The following is a 17804-nucleotide window of genomic DNA, read 5'->3' as shown; positions in this document are numbered from 1 at the left end:
GGCTCACCCCTTGGTGGCACCGGCGAGCATTGCGGACACGAATCGGCGCTGCAAGAGCAGGAAGAGGATCACGGTGGGGAGCATGATCGTCACGGCCCCCGCGCACAGCAGGACGACGTCGGTGCGGTGCTCGCCCTGGAAAGCGCCGAGCGCGCCGGCCATGGTGCGCTGGCCGGGGTCGTCGACGAGTACGGTCGCGATGAGGAATTGATTCCACGTGCTGATGAACTGCAGCAGTGCCAGAGTGCTGATCGCGGGGAGGGCCAGCGGCAGGTGGATGTGGAGGAACATCCGTGTGGTGCCGGCTCCGTCGATGCGTGCCGCTTCGGCGATTTCTGAGGGCATTCCGTGGAAGTGGACGGACATCCAGAACACTCCGAATGGTGCCAGGAGTCCGATCATCGGCAGGATGATGGCCCAGCGGGTGTTCAGGATGCCCATCGTCTCCGCCTGGTAGTACAGCGGGACGATCGCCGACTCGAACGGGATCGCGAGACCGGCGAGGAACAAGGCGGCGATCAGATTCCGGCCGGGTGTGCGTAGGTGCCCGAGGGCGAACCCCGCCGTGGTGCACACGAGCACGCCGACCGGCACGACGACGAGGACGATGAGCGAGCTCGACCAGAGCAGCTGGCCAATGTCGCCGACCCTCCATGCGTCGAGGTAGTTCTGCCACTGCGGCTCTGTGGGCCAGGAGAGGCCTTCGGGCACGGTGCCTTGCCGGTGCAACGACGTGAAGAGGACGCCGAGGAACGGTATGATCGAGATCGCCATCATCGCGGCGAGGATCGCGCGTTCACGCAAATGGAGGCCGCGGATCATGTGTGCGCCCTTCGGTTGAAGACCTGCATCGGGACGATGACGGCGAGCACCAGGAGCAGCAGCACGATCGCGAGCGCCGAACTGAGGCCGACTTCTCGGACGGTGAACGCGAGCCGGACGATCTGCACCCCGGGCACCATGGTCGAGAATCCCGGGCCTCCGCCGGTGGACACGTAGACGATGTCGAACGCGGACAGGGCCGCTATCGTGGTGATCGTGCCGGCCACGGCGATCTCGTTGCGGAGTCCCGGCAGCGTGATGTGCCAGAACTCCTGTGCGGCGTTGGAACCGTCCATCTTCGCGGCTTCGTACAGGGCCGGATTGATCTTCCCGGCGCCGACGATGAGCAGGACGATGCAGAATCCGGTCGAGACCCAGCTTCCGATGAGCCCGACCGCGGGCAGCGCGGTGCCGAAGTCGGCCAGCCACGGCCGCGCGAGCCCCGAGAGGCCGACAGTGCGGAGGACCTGGTTGACCGCTCCCTGGTCGGAGTACATCCACGTCCAGATGATCGCCGCGCCGACCAGTGGGATGATTTGCGGCAGGAAGAGCACGGTGCGGGCCGCGCTGACGAACGCACCGGTGCGCAGTCTCCCCATCGTCGCGACCGCCACCAGCGCGATCGAGACGGGAATGAAGGCGAAGAAAACGATGAGGATCAACGCGTGCACCACCGAGTCGCGCAGCTCGGGGTCGGTGAGGACGGTGAGGTAGTTCTCCAGTCCCACCCACCTGGCCTCGCCGATGCCGTTCCAGTCGTACAGGGAGTACCGGGCCGTCTGGGTCAGCGGGTAGAGCACGAACAAGGCGTAGAAAACCAGTGCGGGAAAGACCCAGAGCAGGCCTACCCGATCGCGACGTCTATTGCGATCGCTCACGTTCGACCCCCTCCTGAAGCCTCGACAAGAAGGTCGCTGGATCGCTCTGACCGTCGAGGAGCAGGTCGAGCTGGGGCTGCAAGGTCCCCGTCAGCATCCCCGCGCTGGCGTTGGCGAGGAAGTCGATGAACCGGTCCGCCTCGGAGACCTCGGTGAAGGCCGCGGCAGCGTCCGCCAGCGCCCCGTCGTCCGACAGCGTCGGCTCCGGCTCCAGCGGGCCGCCCGGGAACAGGCCGGCTTCGGCGATGAGCGTCTCGCGCGCTACGGGATCGGTCGAGGCCCAGTTCAGGAACGCCGCCGCGACGTCGGGGTGCTCGGCCTTCGCGGGGATCACGAAGCTGTTGGGGGCCGAGGTCGCGGTCGGAGCGCTGTCGGGTCCCGTTCCGGGGACGATCGTGAAGCTCACGTCGATGTCGGTGGCCGTCTGGTCTACCGCGGCGGCCATCCATGATCCCTGGATGTAGAAAAGGCCCTCGCCGCTGGTGAAGGCGGACAGCGCGTCCGCATCGTTGACGGCCAGGACGTCGTCGGGCAGGTACCCGCTTTCCTTCCATTCCAGGAAAGTGCGGGTGGCCTCCTCGGTCTCACGGCCTTCGATCGTCGCGCCGGGCTTGCCCAGGACCCAGTCCGATACCTGTTCGGCGGCGGTGGCCTGCATGAGGTTCTGCAGGATGTAGGACAGGCCCGCCTGGCTCGAGACGAGCGGCGTCAAACCCGCGTCCTTCGCTGCCTCCATCGCCTCGGCCATCGCTTCGAGCGACTCGGGCTGGGCGAGCCCGAGCTCGTCGAGCGCTGTCGTATTGGTGTAGAGGCCGACGAGCGCGAACCCGACGCCCAGGCCGTACAGGTCGCCTTCGCCGCGGGTGTAGCCGTCCGCGGAGATCCGCCATTGGTTCAACTGAGTCTCCGGGAAGTCCTCCCACCCGTAGGCCTCGGCGTACGACTGCAGACCGAGGAGCAGTCCGTCGGCGACCGCGTCGCCGGGCGAGGGGAACCGGAGAAGATCGGGGGCGTCCTGCGAGGCCAGGTACCGCGGGCCGTTCTGCTGGAGCGACGCGAAGTCCTCGGTGACGACCTCGACGGTCACCTGCGAGTGCTCGCTCTCGAACCCTTCCCCCAGCGCTTCCCAGAGCGGGGCCTGGTCGGCGTTGGCCCGCATCGTCAGGGTGGTCGGTTCGCTGGGCAGCTCCGTGCTGGCAGGACGTGGGGTGCTCGGGGCGGGTCCGGAGCCCGGGGCACTGCACGCGGGCAGCGCACTGGCGGCAGGGACCGCGAGCAGTACTCCGAGTGCTGTTCGGCGGGGGATGTTCGGCGACGTTGCCATGAGATCGAATCCTTCCATACTGACTACTCAGTCAGTATACTTGAATTGATCTTACTGACTACTCAGTTAGAATTCAAGGATGAGCTACTTCAACGTTCACTGCCCGAACTCCGCACCACTGCTGACCTGCGCTGGGACGGTGGTGCGGAGCCGGTGACGACCAAGGGGAGCGGCCGGCTCGGGCAGGGAGCGGCGGCGCGGGGCCACGCGCGGCGCGAGCGCATACTCGAGGCGGCTACGTACTTCATCGCGAGGCACGGGGCGCGGGGCACCTCGCTCGCGCAGATCGCGAAGGAGGCCGGGGTGTCGCAGCCGGGTCTCATCTACCACTACAACACCAAAGAGCTGCTGCTCCACGCCGTGCTGGACCGGCGCGACGAAAGCGAGCAGTACTTCACGTGGGGCGACGAGGACAGGCCGGGGCTCGAGGTCTTCACGATGGTGGTCGATGCCGTGGAGCGATGGCCGGAGGCGCCTGACATGGTGGGGATGCACACCGTCCTGGTCGCCGAGAACGCGAGCGAGGACAACTCGATCAGCAAGCGCCTCCGCAAGGCCTACGAGGCGGGGGTGGACAAGGTCTCATTGGCCCTCTCGCGCGCCCAGGAGGACGGCGTGCTGCGAGAGGACGTCGACCCGCGACGCAAGGCGATGGAGATCCTCGCCTTCATCCACGGCCTCGAGACCGCCTGGCTCGCGAACCGCTCGGTTCCGGCCGAGGAGATCGCCGCGCAGTGGGCGCAGGACCAGGCGCGCGCGCTTCGGTGCGATCCCCGAACCGCTTGAGCCTCATGCGCCGGCGAGCCCCGGCCTGTCGCCGGTCCATACCTCGGGAAGCCATGCGAGAAGGCCCTGGACCTGCGCATCCCAGTAGTCCCACGTATGCGCACCGGGGCCCAGGTCCACCGCCAGATCCAGCCCCAGCCCCCGCGCGGACGCGATGAACCGCTCGTTCTCCGGCAGCAACGGGTCGTCCGTCCCGCAGGCGACGCGCAGCGGCGGCAAGGCGGCCGCCACCTCGGACATGGAGTCCAGCAGCCAAAGCAAGTCGTGCTCGGTGTCGGTGACGTCCTGACCGTCGAAGATGGTGTCCCACAGGCGGCCGTCGAGGGCTCCGCTAGCGCGGGGGTCGACGGTCCGCTGGGCCAGGCCCAGCGCGCCCGAGAAGCTCGCCGCCGCGCCGAAGCGCTCCGGCTCGCGCAGTGCCCACTTCATCGCCCCGTACCCGCCCATGGACAACCCCGCCACGAACGTGTCCCCACGCTCGGAGCTGACCCGGAAGGTACGCGAGACGACCGCCGGGACCTCTGTCGTAAGGTGCGTCCAGTGATCGATGCCGTGGACCTCGTCGGTGTAGTACGAGCGGTGGGCCTGCGGCATGATCACCAACAGCGGCAGCGCGCACGCCTGCAGATGCTGCTCCAGCGCCGTCTTCCTCGCCCACATCGTGGCGTCGTCGCTCAGTCCGTGCAGGAGGTAGAGCACGGGGAAGCCCGCGGCCGGCGGGGCCTGGTCGGGGACGCAGGCCACCAGTGACGTGCTCAGCTCGAGCACTTCCGAACGGTAGTCGTAACGGATCATCGCCATGTCACACGCACGCTTTCTATACTGACTGAATAGTCAGTAGGTTACAGTAGGCAGTCGTCACTGACCAACCGCCGGTGGACGGCGCTGGCGTGAGATCGGCGGCGTCTCCCGCGCACGGCTGCCAGAAACCAACTGAGGCCAGCTTTAGCGTTCGATCTGCAGTCGATGCTCGCTAGGGCCTGTGGGGCGGCGGGAGGCTGGGGGGACTCGTTCCCCCTCGCCGGGCCGAGCCCTGTTTAGACTGGGCGGCGTGCCCCCTCGCGAACACACCTCACGCACCCGCTCGCTGCTCCTCGCCGCCGGCCTGACCCTGCTATGGCACGTCGCGCTCTTCGGGGCCGCCGAGCTCATCCCCGATCAATCGCGGCCGCACCTCGGCGCCGCCCTCGTCACACTGTGCACACTGCCGGTCCTCGTCCTGGCGGCGCTGGTCATGGGGAACTGGCGCTACAGCGGCCTCGCTCCCGTCGGCCCGCGCCCGCCAGCGTCCCGCACCACCCGGCTCCTCTCGCCGCTGTTCCTGGTCAGCCTCGTCTACGTCGTGCCGGGTATCGAGGGCGGCGCAGAAGTCCTCCTCTACCTGGCCTTCTACTGCCTTGTCGTGGGCCTGATCGAGGAGAGTCTGTCGCGGGGCCTGGTCCAGCGCCTCCTCGCTCCGCTCGGGCACGTGCCCGCGGCCGTCTGGGTCGGCATTCTCTTCGGACTCGGCCACGCGCTGTCGGGTCTGTGGTTCGGCAGGGAACTGGGCGACACGCTGTTCCAGGTAGTCAGCACCGCGGCGTTCGGGTTCGGTTACGCGGCCGCGCGGTTCCACCTGGCCACGGTCTGGCCATTGGTGGCCGCGCACGCGGTCTACAACTTCTCGCAGTTCGCCAGCCCCGGCGCGGCGCCTTGGCAGGTCCAGGCGGCGGTCGCGGTCGGCTTCGTCGCCTACGGGATCTGGCTGCTGCGGCTGCTCGGCCGAGACGGCGAGCCGAGCGTGGGCTCGGGTTCGCACCTGACTACCGGTTCGAATTCAGCGGTCAGGAAGGCTGGCGTTCCGAGCTGCTGTGCCAGCCGCCCGGCGGCCCCACCGGATGCCGAAGATGCTGCGCGGCAGGGTCGATGATCAGGTGACCGATCCAGTACCGGCCCATTTCGGCCGCGAATGCGGCAAGCGCGTCGGCCGAGCCCGGGTGCCCGATGTCCCGGGGCGGAGACGGCGGGTGACCCTGGTGGTCGAGGCTCCCGCCGCGATGAGTTGTCAGGGGCCCTCGGAGCCTCTCTTCTGCAGCGTCGCCGACGGGGGTTCGCCGAAACGTTGTCGATACTCGGCGGCGAAGCGCCCGTGGTTGGTGAACCCGAGCTGCGAGGCGACCGCGGTGACCGTGGCGCCCGTAGCGGGGTCGGCGCTTCGCAGTTCGGTCCAGGCTCGCCGCAGCCTGACCTGTCGCAGATACTCCATGGGCGTGGTTCCCAGCCATCGGCGGAAGCCGTCGTAGAGCGCTCGAGTGCTCGCATTGGACGCTCGCGCCAGGTCGGGAACGGTCCAGAGGCGATGCGGGGAGCGTTCGATCAGGTCGATCGCGCGTTGCAGCCATGCGGGGCCGATCGGTGGCGGTTGCTCCCACATACGGTTGGAGTAGTTGTGCCGCATAGCGAGCAGCAGCCCGACGATCAATCCGCGTTCGGCCGCGGAAGCCGCGGCCGGATGGCGAAGCAATGGCTGCGAAGAGTCGAGGTCCTCGACCAGGTTGTCGACGGCGGACCACCAGCTGGCCGCCGGCAGGTCCCAGGCGTTGACGGCAGGCTCGAATGCCAGTGGATCGCCCGGTTTGGCGTCCATCCATGCTTCGAGCTCCGCCTCTAGCGCGGCGCGGTCGATGCAGATGATCATCATGACGCTCCCGCACGCCCATCTGATGCGGATGGGATTGCCGGGCGTGGACACCGCTGCAGTCCCCGGTTTCACGGTGACTGACTGCGCGCCGAAGTCGACGGCGGCCCATCCGACGAGCGAGTGGGCGATGATGAAGGACGAGGCATCGGCTCGCTCGGCGATCAGTTCTGCGTCGACTCCGTAGGCGAGCACGTTGAGGCTCACCGCCCGAAGTCGCACGCTGCGGAGCGAAGCCTCGAATCCGCGACCGTCGTCTTCGAGACGCAGGTCGTGTGGAAAGAGAAGCCGAGACACCTCTTCACGGGCCAGCTCGGGATCGGCGGTTCTGAAGACCTGGTGTTCGGCGAGCGGGATGGGATATTCGGTGAGGATCTCTTCGAGTTCGCCCTCGTGCCCATGGGATTCCCTACCTGACATAGGATCTGTAGCCACGGAACAACTATCAGTCGCACCGCCGATCGTGGCAACCTTGTCGTGAGCGGCAAAACCAAGATAGTGAGAATTGTGCGGGTTCTTGCCGCGATAGCCGAATAGTCACAACCCTCGATGTCATCGAACATCCGGTGCTTGGAGTGACCTCCTTGTCTGCCCCCGATCCGACCGACGACGTCCCCGCGCTCCGCAGTCCAGACCGGGTGCTCCGGCTGGTCGAGCATCTGAGCCGCAACCCACAGGGCCTCACCGCGAAGCAGCTCGCGCGCCGGTCGGGAATCCCGGTGAAGACGGTCTACCACCACCTGCGGACCATCATCGGCCGCGGATGGGCCTGGCGCGGCGACGACGGACGCCACCACTTCCTGCCGGACCTCCTCGGTCCCGTTGCCGACATGACCGCCCGACTCGACCGCGTCCAACCGATTCTCGACCAGCTCGCGACCGATTCCGAATGCGGCGTATTCCTGGCCGCCTTCCGCGATGAGCAGCTGACGGTGATCGCCCACAGCGAGACCACCGGCGCCCCGCGTTTGGACGACATCGCAGAGGGCCTGCCCCAAGCGGCCCATGCCACCGCCCTCGGACGGGCGCTGCTCGCAGCCATGCCGCTTCATCGTCGCCACCGCTACCTCAAAGAATCCGGGATGCGGCCTTTCACCAGTCGGACCGTCCGCAGTCCGGACGAGCTCGAGAACGGGCTCCGCAGGGCGGCCGAAACGGGCGTCTTCACCGAATTCGGCCAGTGCCGCAGCGATGTCGCATGCTCGGGGGTGATCGTGCAGACCGGACCGCGCGCCACTGACAATCTCGCGTTGGCCACCGCGATGCGCATCGACCTTCCCGAGCGAATGCGGAGCGAGGCTGAGCGGCATCTGCGACTGGCCCTGGCCGACCTGGTCCCGATCCTGGGGCCGGCGATCACGCTCGAAGAGCCGCCGCGCGCTGGAAACTGAACGCGGCGTCCGGTCCTGGTTTCCACCTTCGTCACGCCGCCGCCATCTCGAATTCAAAAACCTGCACATGCATATTGCCACCGCAATTATCGGCCGACAGGTCGGCGCGCAGCGTACAGACGGGCACAGGCATCGCCAATACCGTCGTAGTCATACCGGTTCGCCTTTGTCATCCCGCCTCAGTTCGACATCGTGGTCCTGCGGGAGGGAGGTGGATGGTTCCCAGGGGCCGACGCCCCGCTTCCGAATCGACGGCCCGACTCGATCGGGTCCGGCTTGCCATGGAGGAAAACAGCCATGCACATGAAGCGCAGCAGCAGGAATTCCGAGACATCGTCTCGCAGCGACAACGCAGAGGGGGCGATGGCGTCGAGGACGCCCGCTTCGATGCGAACCACCGGAGAGCTCACCGAACTGCTCAGGGACTCGTCCGTTGTCGCGGTGTGCGAGAGCAACAACATGCGCAACGTCGGCGACCACTGGTCGGCGGTGGGGCGATCGGTCCAGTGGGTCGAACGTCTCGGCCGGACGATCAGCCTGTATGAAGCGGCGTCGCTGCAAGACTTGGGCAAGCACTCCCCCCTCCAGGGGAAGCTCGTCATCATCGGCGGCAGCGGCCTGGTCGGACCGGGAAGGTTCGAGTCCTGCGTGGAGTCGATCTTCGCCCAGCGGCCCGCGTCGGTGGCGCTGTGGGGCATCGGCCACAACTTCCAGGCCGGAGTGCACCTCGACCCGACCACCGGATGGCGCAAGCGCGTGCTGAAAGACGGCGTGACCAGGCTCTGGCCCGAATGGCTCGCGCAGGCCGATGCCGTGGGCGTCCGCGACTGGAACGCGGGAATGCCGTGGGTGCCGTGCGCCAGTTGCATGCTGCCGGCATTCGATGTGCTCCGCGAGCGCGAACCGGAGCGCGAGTTCGTCGTCCTCAACCACTACGAGCGGGGCATCGACACGACGCAGGCACTGGCCGAGGGAATCGAGTTCGAGCACATCACCAACAACACCGAAGACCTCCTGGAAACGCTGACCCGGCTCGCGTCGGCGAAGGTCGTGGTGTCGAACTCCTACCACGCCCTGTACTGGGCGATAATGCTCGGCCGGGGCGCGGTGGCGGTCGCGCCGAACTCCACGCGGTTCCACGGCTTCCGGTGGCCGATCTCGTATGCGAGCCAGGCCGACTGGCTCGTCGCCGTCGAGAACGCGCGACCGTCGCCGGATGCGCTCGACCAAGCACGAGAGGCGAATGTCGAGTTCTCGCAGCGAGTGCTCCAAACCGGTCGCAGCCTCGGCCTCATCGACCCCAGGGAGACGATCGATCCGGCCGCGGGCGTTCGACTCCACGCGCTGGCCGCTGCCTGACCTCCATGTCGGAATGGGTCCGGCTGCTTGGCGACCGGGCGCTGCGGTGGTACTGGCTGGGACGAGTGCTGTCCCTGACCGCCGCGTCCGTGGTCCTGGTCGCCACGCCGATGGCCGTTTTCCAGCTGACTTCGTCGCCCCTTTGGGTCTCGGCACTGGTGGCCGTCCAGGGCGTTCCGTATCTGACGCTCGGGTCGGTGGCTGGAGCCGTCGCGGATCGGACGGACCGGGCACTCGTACTCCGGTCCTGTGAGCTGATCACCGCGTTGGCGGTGGGGACGGTTCCGATCGCCGCGTTGCTCGATCGGCTCGCACCGCTGCACATCGTCGCTGCGGTGACCGTCGCGCGTACGGCGTTCGTCTTCGCGGACGCGGCCAACTTCGGCCTGGTGCCCGCCTTGGCGCCTCCCGGCCGACTGGCCGCGGTGACGGCGCTGCTGTTCGCCACGAGCAGCATCGTGGAAATGGTGGGACCCGGCCTCGTCGGCGCGATGTCGGCGCTTTTGCCGCCCTCGTCCACCGTGGCCATCGGCGCCGCCGCTTCGGCCTTGGCATACTGCTGCTTCCGCGCGGGGCGCCTGCCGCGCGGAAGCCCCGAACCGGGGACTCCTCAGGGCCTTCATCGCGACATACTCGACGGCGCACGCTGGCTGGTGGCGTCTCCAAGCGCGCGATCGACCATCCTGCTCGGCGTCGCGGTCACGGTCAGCCAAGGGGTGTTCGTGTCCCAGGTGGTCCCCTGGGCGGTCCGACGGCTCGATGCTCCGGTGGACGGCGGCACCGCGGGATTGCTCTTCATGGCTTGGGCGGTCGGGGGCCTGTCGGCCACCGTCCTCGTCCCCGCAGCGACCCGCAGGACGAGCGATCGTTCGGTCGCGTTCGCGGCCATGTGGTTCGCCGCGATCGGCGCACTCGCGTGCGCGTTCACGACGGCCGTTCCGGTGGCGCTCGCCGCGACCGCGATCTGGGGTTTCGGTTATCTCTCGGTCGTGCTGGCGACGGTGGTGTGGCGGCAGCTCACCACTCCCGATCGGCTCAGATCGCGAGTGAACACGGCCGCCCGCATGGCCGCCTACGGTGTCGGCTACCCGCTGGGGGGCGTGCTCGGCGGGTGGGCATCGACCGTCTCCGGTCCGCATGTGGCGATGGGCGGCGCAGGGATCGTCGTCGCCGGTGTCGCACTGCTCGGGCTCAAGAGGCGCGGGTGAGCGGCGGGTCAGGCGCGCGAAGTGGACGTCCGCAGCTCCGTGGGAGAGAGGCCGGTGGCTTCCTTGATCTTCCTGGCGAAGTGGAAACTCGTCTTGAAACCGCAGCGGGTGGCGATGGAGCCGACCGGGAGCCCCGTCGAGGTCAGCAGTTCGACACCGAGGGAGATGCGGCGGTCCCAGAGATATCGGATCGGCGTGGTGTCCATGTGGGCGCGGAACATCCGGACCAGGTGGGCCGGGGTAACCGACGCGGATCGGGCGATGTCGTGGAGGGTGATCGGCTGTTCGAGGTGCGTGTGGATGAACAGGCGGGCGTCCTCGATCGACCCGGGCAGTGCGGCGGGCAGGTTCTTGAACTCCGCGATGAATCTCCACAGCAGCGCCGTGGCGAGCGCATCCACCAGCGCTCCGTCGGCGGTGAGTCTGGTCTGCTCGGTGGTGACGGCTTCACGAGCCAGGTAGGTCAGGGCGGACGAAAGCGTTCTGGTGGGCCGGAGCGATTCGAGCCAGGCGCGCATCTGCTCGGTCGAGTGCTCCATCCGGCCCCGGACCAGCGTTTCACTGGTGTCGGTGTGCTCGTCGAACCTGATCTCCTCGGTGTGGCCGGGCAGGAGGAGGCATATCTGGCCTGCGGAGACATGGCGGGGGGCACCGTCATCGACGCGCAGGCTCATTGACCCCGAATGGATCAGCATGAGCTGGATCTCCTGCTGGCGCCGGGGCCCGATACTGGAACCGGCGGGCTGCACGAGCTGTCTCGCCGTCGCGTCCGCAATGCGGAGGCGACGCGCGTGGGCATCAAACTGGGACACAGATCAGTGTATTACAGCTATGTAAATAGTGGTTGAATACTGGTGTCATATCCGCATGAGTGAAACTGAGACACAGCTCCTGGTAGTAGGGGGCGGCGTCGGCGGCGTCATGGCCGCCGTGTCCGCCGCCCGCCGCGGCATCCGCGTGACGCTCACCGAGCCGACTGACTGGCTGGGCGGCGTGCTGACCGCCCAGGCGGTGCCGCCGGACGAGCACGTGTGGATCGAGCAGTTCGGCAGCACGGCGACCTACCGCGCATATCGGAACGCGGTGCGCGAGTACTACCGGCGGTACTACCCCCTGACCGACGCCGCGATGCAACGGCGGGCGTTCAATCCCGGCGGCGCGAAAGTCTCCGACCTGTGCCACGAGCCGCGGGTGACGGTGGCCGTGCTCGAAGGCATGGTGGCACCGCTCCGGGGCTCCGGGCAGCTGCGCATCCTCATGGAGCACGAGCCCGTCGCCGCCGAAACCGACGGGGACCGCGTCACGGCCGTGACGGTGCGAAGCAGGCGGACCGGCGATCCGACGGTGATCACCGCGCAGTGGGTCGTCGACGCGAGCGAAACCGGCGAACTGCTGCCGTTGGCCGGCGTGGAGCACGTCACCGGTGCCGAGGCGCAGCGCGAGACCGGTGAACCCCACGCCGCCGACGAGGCCGACCCGCTCAACATGCAGCCGGTGTCGGTGTGCTTCGCGCTTGACCACCGGACAGGAGAAGACCACACCATCGACAGGCCGGAGGGCTACGAGAAGTTCAAGGCCGCCCGGGCCGTCGACTGGCCGAACGGCCAGCTCTCGTTCACCGCCCCGCACCCCAAGACGCGCCGGACGGTCCAGCACCAGTTCTGGCCCAATCCCGACGACGATCCAGCGGCGATCCGGCCCGACTACGCCGATCAGCGCGTCGGCTCGATGGACCGGAACCTGTGGACGTTCCGGCGGATCGCGGCCCGGAAGTACTTCCGGCCGGGGGCGTATCCGAGCGACATCACCCTGGTCAACTGGCCGCAGATGGACTATTGGGGCGGCCCGGTCTTCGGCACACCGGAAGCCGACGACCATGTCCGGGCCGCTCGGGAACTGAGCCGTTCGTTCCTGTACTGGCTGCAGACCGAGGCGCCCCGGCCCGACGGCGGCACCGGCTGGCCGGGGCTGCGACTGCGCGGCGACGTCGTCGGCGACACCGACGACGGCCTGGCGAAATCGCTGTACATCAGGGAGTCCCGCCGCATCAGTGCCGAGCACACGGTCGTGGAGCAAGAGCTCTCCCTCGCGGTGCGGGGCGATGCCGGCGCGGTCGCACACCCCGACAGCGTCGGAGTGGGCATGTACCGGATCGACCTGCACCCCTCGACCGGAGGCGACCCGTACATCGACATCGGCTGCTGCCCGTTCGAGCTGCCACTGGGCGCGCTGATCCCGGTGCGCGTCGAGAACCTGCTGCCGGGAGCGAAGAACATCGGCACCACCCACATCACCAATGGCGCCTACCGCATGCCGCTGGTGGAGTGGAACATCGGTGAGGTCACCGGTCACCTGGTCGCCTTCTGCGCACAGCGCAAGGTCACTCCCCGGAAGGTCCGATCCGACGAGGCACTGCTGGCCGACTTCACCAGTGAACTGGACGAGGCCGGCGTGGAGCGGCACTGGCCGCGAGTCGCCGGCTACTGACGACAACCGCATACAGCGACGAACCCTTCATTCACAACAGATCATCAAAGGAGATGACGTCATGAGCAAGGCCAGAACGACAACAGCGGTGACAGCTGGGGCAGCTGCGCTGCTGGCGATGGCCGCCGGATGCGGCTCCGGTTCGGACACCGCCGACTCGGGCGAGGTGGTGATCACCTGCGCCACCTGCCAGGAGAGCCCGACCGATCCGTTCCTGCAGTACAACTACGAGGCGGCGCTGCGGTTCAACGAGGAATTCGCCGGACGGTACCGGATTGAGATGATCGAGAACCCGAACGCCGGATCCAGCGCCGACCGCCTGCAGTACTACCAGCGGCTCGCGCTCGCGGGCGACCTGCCCGATGTATTCCAGCTCAACTCCGGCGAGATCAAGGCGATGCAGGAAACCGGCAGGCTGCACGACTTCACCCCGGACCTCGAAGCGGACGGCGAGTGGGCCGAGACCTTCCAGGACGAGGCGTTCGACGCGTTGACCGGCTCGGACGGCCAGATCTGGGCCATACCGCAGCAGCGCGACGCGATCGGGATCTACTACAACTCCGAGCTCCTCGAAGCGGCCGGATACGACGAGTTCCCGACCACCTGGGACGAGTTCGAGGATCTGGCCGCCGAACTCGAGCAGCAGGGCAAGATCGCCATCGCCATGGACGGCGACTGGGCGACGAAACTCATGTGGGCCAACCTCATCGGCACCAAATCGGACGGCGCGGAGTTCTTGAACGAAGGAGTCGCCCAATCGGACGACTGGGGCGAGTATCCCGCGGTGGTCCGAGCGACCGAGCGCCTGCGAGACTGGCACGCAGCCGGCTACGTCAACTCCGACGCGTTCTCCGGCGACTTCCAGAACGCGGCCGCTCCTTATCTGACCGAGGAGGCGGCGATGGTCGCGAACGGGCCCTGGTTCGTCAAGACCAACCTCAAGACCGACGCGGCCGCACCGGGCTTGTACGAGCGCACCGGCTACGCGCCCTCACCGGGCTGGACCGAAGGCGACCAGGGCACAGTGGTCGTCTCCGGCGCCGGCTGGGTCTCCGGCGCGACCGACGAGCGGAAACTCGAGGCGGTCAATGCGTTCGTCAAGTTCATGACCTCCGAGGAGGAGGCCCTCACGCAGGCGCAGGAGACGGGCGCCAACCCGCCGGTGAAAGTCGACACCGCGGCGATCGAAGCGGCGGACCTGGAACCGCTGTCGGCCGGCCTCATCGCGGAAGCCGCCGAGCTGACGTACCGCTACCCGCACGCGCGCGTCCACGGCCCGGCCGGGCTCGACACGTCCTGGAAGAACCTCTGGCCCGCGTATGTGCAGGGAGACATGAACACCGACGAGTTCCTGCAGCGCCTGACCGACGAGTCCACGTCGAACGGGATGTAGGCGAACGACGATGAGTGCTTCCACCGCTCTCCGGCCGCCGCGCCCCGCCCCCGCCTACCGGCGGGGCGCGGCGGCCGGCCGGCCCGCAACCGGCAGACGACCGAAACGACCGGCGAGGCGCGGCTCCGGGACGAGAATCCCACGGGGTATGCGCGGACCGGTCGCGGTGTCGCTGCTGCCCGGAGCCATCCTGTTCGGCGCCTTCTTCCTGGTGCCGTTCATCGTCTTGACCGCCACCGCGTTCTCGCGATGGGGAGGCCTCGATTTCACGTGGACGGGCCTGGAGAACTACCGGCGGATGTTCGACGACCCGGTGTTCTTCAAAGCCTTCGGCAACACGCTGTTCTACGCTGCCGCATCGGTGTTCATCCAGGTCCCGCTCGGCGTCGCCGTCGGCATGGTGCTCGCGCTGCGGCCACCCGGATGGCGGGCACTGCGCACGGTCATCTTCATACCGTTCGTGATCTCGGGCGCGGCCTATGCCGTCATCTTCTCTATGTTCTACAACCCCAGGTCGGGGCTGCTGAACAACCTCCTCGGCGCGCTGGGGATGCCCGGCGACCGGGACTGGCTCTTCGACACCGCCACAGCACGATGGGCCGTCGCCGGGACGTTCGTGTTCATCATCGGGTTCGTCGTCGTGCTGGTGATGGCCGAAATCGCCTCGATCCCGAATGAGCTGTACGAGGCCGCCTCAGTCGACGGAGCCTCGACCTGGCAGCAACTCACGCGCATCACCCTGCCATTGCTGCGCAACGTCATCGGGACCGCGATCCTCATCCGCCTGCTGGTGGACATCGGCATGTTCGACCTGGTGTTCATTCTGACCGCCGGAGGACCCGACGACGAAACCGCGACACTGGCGCTGTACGCCTACCGGGCCTACCTCAGCGGTGAATGGGGCTACGCCAACGCGATCGGCTCGGTCATCATCGTCATCGGCCTTGCGTTGATCGTGACCGTACGACGCGTGTTCCGAATCGGGGAGCGAGCGCTATGACCAGTGCAGTCGAAACCACCACTACCGCGCGCCGTTCCGTGTGGGCATACGCGCTGATCTACGGATTCCTCGGCGCCGTGGCGCTGCTGTCGCTGACGCCGACGGTCTGGGTGATGGCCTCGAGCTTCAAGACCGGCAATCAGATCTTCAGCGGGGAAGGCTTCTGGCCCTCGCCGTTCACGTTCCAGGGATTCTCCGACGTCTTCACGCAGATTCATCTCCATGACTATCTGCTGAACACCCTCGTCTACGCGGGATTCGGGACCCTGGGCGCGCTGAGTGCAGCGTTCCTGGCCGCCTACCCGCTGGCCCGGTACGCGTTCATCGGCCGCAACGCGCTGGTGGCCCTGTTCTCGCTGGCGCTGGCCCTGCCGCTGGTGGGCTTGGCGACACCGGTGTTCTTCGTCGTCCGTGAGCTGGGGATGTTCGACTCCCGCCTGGGGATGGTGATCTTCTACTCGGCCCTGCAGTTCCCGTTCACCTTCGTCGTGCTCCGAGCGTTCCTCGTCTCGACACCGCCCGAACTGGAGGAAGCGGCGATGATCGACGGCGCCGGGTACTTCACCACACTCTTCCGCGTGGTGCTGCCACTGACCCGGCCCGCCCTGGCGACAGCCGCGGTCGTGGCCTTCGTGAACATCTGGAACGAGTTCTTCTTCGCGAACCTCCTGCTGGTGTCGCAGGAGAACCGGAATGTCCAACTGGCACTGGCCGGATTCAAGTCGCAGTTCGGCTTCAACGTCACCGCCGCGATCACCGGGGCGACGCTGGTGATGCTGGTACCGATCTGCATCTTCCTGATCCTGCAACGCCAGGTGATCTCCGGCCTCACCGCCGGAGCCGTCAAGTAAGGAGAGCGACAGAATGTCGACTCCACCGGACCGGTCGGGACTCGACGCCGAGGGCCACTCGGTCGCGGTCATCTCGGGTCGGGCGCTGCGCGAGAGGTGCTCGAGACCGATCGGCGCTCCGTCCGATGAGGACGGCATGTCACTGGCGGGCCATGTCGCGGAGTTTCTGGACCGTGCGCAGGTTCCGGGCGGTCACGGCCGCCTTGCCCAACGGCTTCCAGAACGGGGTCCGGTCGAGCTTGCTCTTGCCGATGCCGGTGGGGTAGTACACCCACACTTCCCGGCCGAGCGTGTGGGCCTCCTCGGGCCGGCCGTCGGGGACCGACAGGGTCTCGGGGGCCGGATCCGCCAAGAGGCTGACGATGACCTTGGACGGATCGAGGTCGCGCCCGGCGAACGGGTCGGCGGCCAGGATCGCCTCCAGCTCCTCGGCGGTCCGGACGATCACCGGGGTCTCGATGTCGAAGCGGTCGGCCAGCGCGGTGCGCACGGTCTCGGCGACCTGCGCGCTGCTCAGGTCCGAGTCGAAGACGGCGTTGCCGGACTGGATGTAGGTCGCGACGTTCGCGAAGCCGAGCTCGCCGAGGACGCTTCGGAATTCGGACATCGGGAGCTTGTTCTTCCCACTGACGTTGACACCGCGCAACATGGCCACCATTCGCGTCATAACGGGATGGTAGCGAAGCGCCGCGGTCCGACGGCGCGCGGTGCCCCTCGCGCCGTCGGCCGGTCAGTCCTGCGGCGGCGCGACCGGGCGCAGGACGGTCTCGGTGATGGAGCCGTCGAGGATGAGCCCTTCCCAGGTGCCGCCGCCCTTGAACTTGGGGATCCAGTCGCGGGCGAGCAGCTCGCGCATCTCCTCGTGGTCGCGTTCGAGCGCGCGGGCCCGGTCGAGGGTGTCCCAGTCGCGGGCGTGGACGAGCAGGTGCAGCCGGTCCTGCTGCCCCCACATCTCCTCGTAGAGGAACGCGGTGGCCTCGCCGGCGAGCAGTTCGGTGACCTTGGCGGCCCATTCGTAGCAGAACAGGCGCGCCTCCTCGCGGAGCGCGTAGGCGGCGTTGAGCGTGCGGTGCAGGATCAGCGGCGCGTTGGCGGTGTGCAGCAGCTGGTCGTACGGCAGCACGGTCTGGTGGCGCGCGGGCGGCTGGAACGCGGCCTCGTCGGGTTCGCCGTGTCCCAGGCCGTGCTGGGGGCACATGACCGTCTCCTGGATGCCGCGCTCGACGAACATGCGTTCCCAGCCGCCGCCGCCCTTGGTCGGCAGGCGGTCCATGTCGGCGATCTCCTGCCACTTCTTGTCGTGGTCGACCATGTCGAGCAGGCGGCCGTAGTCGTCGGGCCGGTTCATGTGGAGCATCCAGTGGAGCCGGTCGGTGTCGCCGAAGACCTCTTCGTAGAGGAACACCGACACGTGGCCGGCGTGGGCGGGGTTGATGAAGGAGACCAGCTCGCGGGCGAACGCGGTCGCTTCGCCGCGGAACTCGTACTTGATCTGGCCGGCGCGGTGGACGAGGAAGCCGGCGGTCGCCGAGTTGAGCAGTTGCTCCGCTGGGACCGCCGATTGTTCGGCTGCGGTGTGCGGCATGTCGTGCGCCTCGCATTCTGGGTGGGGGACAGGCGGCTTCATC

Annotated in this window: 18 protein-coding genes; 9 read left to right on the top strand and 9 right to left on the bottom strand. The window is 67.7% G+C overall.

The features are described 5' to 3' along the window. Window positions 1-3: 3 nt before the first annotated feature. Genes ACYVL2_RS09170 through ACYVL2_RS09160 form a run of 3 tightly spaced genes read right to left on the bottom strand, consistent with a single transcriptional unit; the run spans window position 4 to window position 3024 of the window. Window positions 4-822 carry a carbohydrate ABC transporter permease gene (locus tag ACYVL2_RS09170; RefSeq protein ID WP_460542450.1) on the bottom strand — a complete coding sequence of 273 codons (819 nt, stop codon included), beginning with the start codon at window positions 820-822 and terminating at the stop codon, window positions 4-6. Next, complete coding sequence (locus ACYVL2_RS09165) at window positions 819-1700, bottom strand: carbohydrate ABC transporter permease (protein ID WP_460542448.1); 882 nt, start codon at window positions 1698-1700, stop codon at window positions 819-821. Before ACYVL2_RS09165 ends, ACYVL2_RS09170 begins: the two co-directional genes overlap by 4 nt. Next, entirely contained in the window at window positions 1684-3024 is a 1341-nt protein-coding gene (locus tag ACYVL2_RS09160; protein ID WP_460542446.1) for an ABC transporter substrate-binding protein, read from the bottom strand. The genes ACYVL2_RS09165 and ACYVL2_RS09160 overlap by 17 nt, the downstream gene beginning before the upstream one ends. 153 nt (window positions 3025-3177) lie before the next feature. Here ACYVL2_RS09160 and ACYVL2_RS09155 point away from each other — a divergent pair, with 153 nt between their 5' ends. Next, window positions 3178-3810 carry a TetR/AcrR family transcriptional regulator gene (locus ACYVL2_RS09155; protein ID WP_460542444.1) on the top strand — a complete coding sequence of 211 codons (633 nt, stop codon included), beginning with the start codon at window positions 3178-3180 and terminating at the stop codon, window positions 3808-3810. Window positions 3811-3813: 3 nt separating this feature from the next. On the opposite strand, the gene ACYVL2_RS09150 is transcribed toward ACYVL2_RS09155, so the two are convergent. Next, a complete protein-coding gene (locus ACYVL2_RS09150; RefSeq protein WP_460542442.1) occupies window positions 3814-4611 on the bottom strand; it encodes an alpha/beta hydrolase in 798 nt (265 codons plus the stop codon). 250 nt (window positions 4612-4861) lie between these two features. Here ACYVL2_RS09150 and ACYVL2_RS09145 point away from each other — a divergent pair, with 250 nt between their 5' ends. Then, complete coding sequence (locus ACYVL2_RS09145) at window positions 4862-5719, top strand: CPBP family intramembrane glutamic endopeptidase (protein WP_460542440.1); 858 nt, start codon at window positions 4862-4864, stop codon at window positions 5717-5719. A 135-nt stretch (window positions 5720-5854) separates the two neighbouring features. Here ACYVL2_RS09145 and ACYVL2_RS09140 read toward each other — a convergent pair whose 3' ends face one another. After that, entirely contained in the window at window positions 5855-6922 is a 1068-nt protein-coding gene (locus ACYVL2_RS09140; protein ID WP_460542438.1) for an AraC family transcriptional regulator, read from the bottom strand. Window positions 6923-7062: 140 nt separating this feature from the next. Between ACYVL2_RS09140 and ACYVL2_RS09135 the strand changes: the two genes are divergently transcribed. Then, window positions 7063-7878, top strand: a complete 816-nt coding sequence (locus ACYVL2_RS09135; protein ID WP_460542436.1) for an IclR family transcriptional regulator — start codon at window positions 7063-7065, stop codon at window positions 7876-7878. A 31-nt stretch (window positions 7879-7909) separates the two neighbouring features. Here ACYVL2_RS09135 and ACYVL2_RS09130 read toward each other — a convergent pair whose 3' ends face one another. Continuing rightward, a complete protein-coding gene (locus ACYVL2_RS09130) occupies window positions 7910-8032 on the bottom strand; it encodes a hypothetical protein (RefSeq protein WP_460542434.1) in 123 nt (40 codons plus the stop codon). 233 nt (window positions 8033-8265) lie between these two features. Between ACYVL2_RS09130 and ACYVL2_RS09125 the strand changes: the two genes are divergently transcribed. Together ACYVL2_RS09125 and ACYVL2_RS09120 are read left to right on the top strand one after the other, a co-directional pair. After that, window positions 8266-9237, top strand: coding sequence for a glycosyltransferase family protein (locus ACYVL2_RS09125; RefSeq protein WP_460542432.1), 972 nt, complete (start codon window positions 8266-8268; stop codon window positions 9235-9237). A 5-nt stretch (window positions 9238-9242) separates the two neighbouring features. After that, window positions 9243-10445 (top strand): MFS transporter, encoded by a 1203-nt coding sequence (locus ACYVL2_RS09120; protein WP_460542430.1) that lies wholly within the window; start codon window positions 9243-9245, stop codon window positions 10443-10445. 8 nt (window positions 10446-10453) lie between these two features. Here ACYVL2_RS09120 and ACYVL2_RS09115 read toward each other — a convergent pair whose 3' ends face one another. After that, entirely contained in the window at window positions 10454-11194 is a 741-nt protein-coding gene (locus ACYVL2_RS09115) for a helix-turn-helix transcriptional regulator (protein WP_460542428.1), read from the bottom strand. A 118-nt stretch (window positions 11195-11312) separates the two neighbouring features. Here ACYVL2_RS09115 and ACYVL2_RS09110 point away from each other — a divergent pair, with 118 nt between their 5' ends. The 4 genes from ACYVL2_RS09110 to ACYVL2_RS09095 all read left to right on the top strand — a co-directional run bounded on the left by ACYVL2_RS09110 (window position 11313) and on the right by ACYVL2_RS09095 (window position 16176). Continuing rightward, complete coding sequence (locus ACYVL2_RS09110) at window positions 11313-12932, top strand: FAD-dependent oxidoreductase (protein ID WP_460542426.1); 1620 nt, start codon at window positions 11313-11315, stop codon at window positions 12930-12932. Window positions 12933-12993: 61 nt separating this feature from the next. Next, window positions 12994-14325: an ABC transporter substrate-binding protein gene (locus ACYVL2_RS09105; RefSeq protein WP_460542424.1), complete on the top strand. Its 1332-nt coding sequence runs from the start codon at window positions 12994-12996 to the stop codon at window positions 14323-14325. Window positions 14326-14473: 148 nt separating this feature from the next. Further along, complete coding sequence (locus ACYVL2_RS09100; protein WP_460542422.1) at window positions 14474-15325, top strand: carbohydrate ABC transporter permease; 852 nt, start codon at window positions 14474-14476, stop codon at window positions 15323-15325. Beyond that, window positions 15322-16176, top strand: a complete 855-nt coding sequence (locus tag ACYVL2_RS09095; protein ID WP_460542420.1) for a carbohydrate ABC transporter permease — start codon at window positions 15322-15324, stop codon at window positions 16174-16176. Before ACYVL2_RS09100 ends, ACYVL2_RS09095 begins: the two co-directional genes overlap by 4 nt. Before the next feature lie 139 nt (window positions 16177-16315). On the opposite strand, the gene ACYVL2_RS09090 is transcribed toward ACYVL2_RS09095, so the two are convergent. Continuing rightward, window positions 16316-16843, bottom strand: coding sequence for a DUF1697 domain-containing protein (locus ACYVL2_RS09090; protein ID WP_460542418.1), 528 nt, complete (start codon window positions 16841-16843; stop codon window positions 16316-16318). 63 nt (window positions 16844-16906) lie between these two features. Further along, window positions 16907-17761 (bottom strand): DUF6039 family protein, encoded by an 855-nt coding sequence (locus tag ACYVL2_RS09085; protein WP_460542416.1) that lies wholly within the window; start codon window positions 17759-17761, stop codon window positions 16907-16909. Window positions 17762-17804 lie beyond the last annotated feature (43 nt).

The sequence above is a fragment of the Glycomyces halotolerans genome, assembly GCF_054779575.1.
Note: the sequence above shows the minus strand (reverse complement) of the source record. Positions and strands in the feature narration are given on the sequence as shown.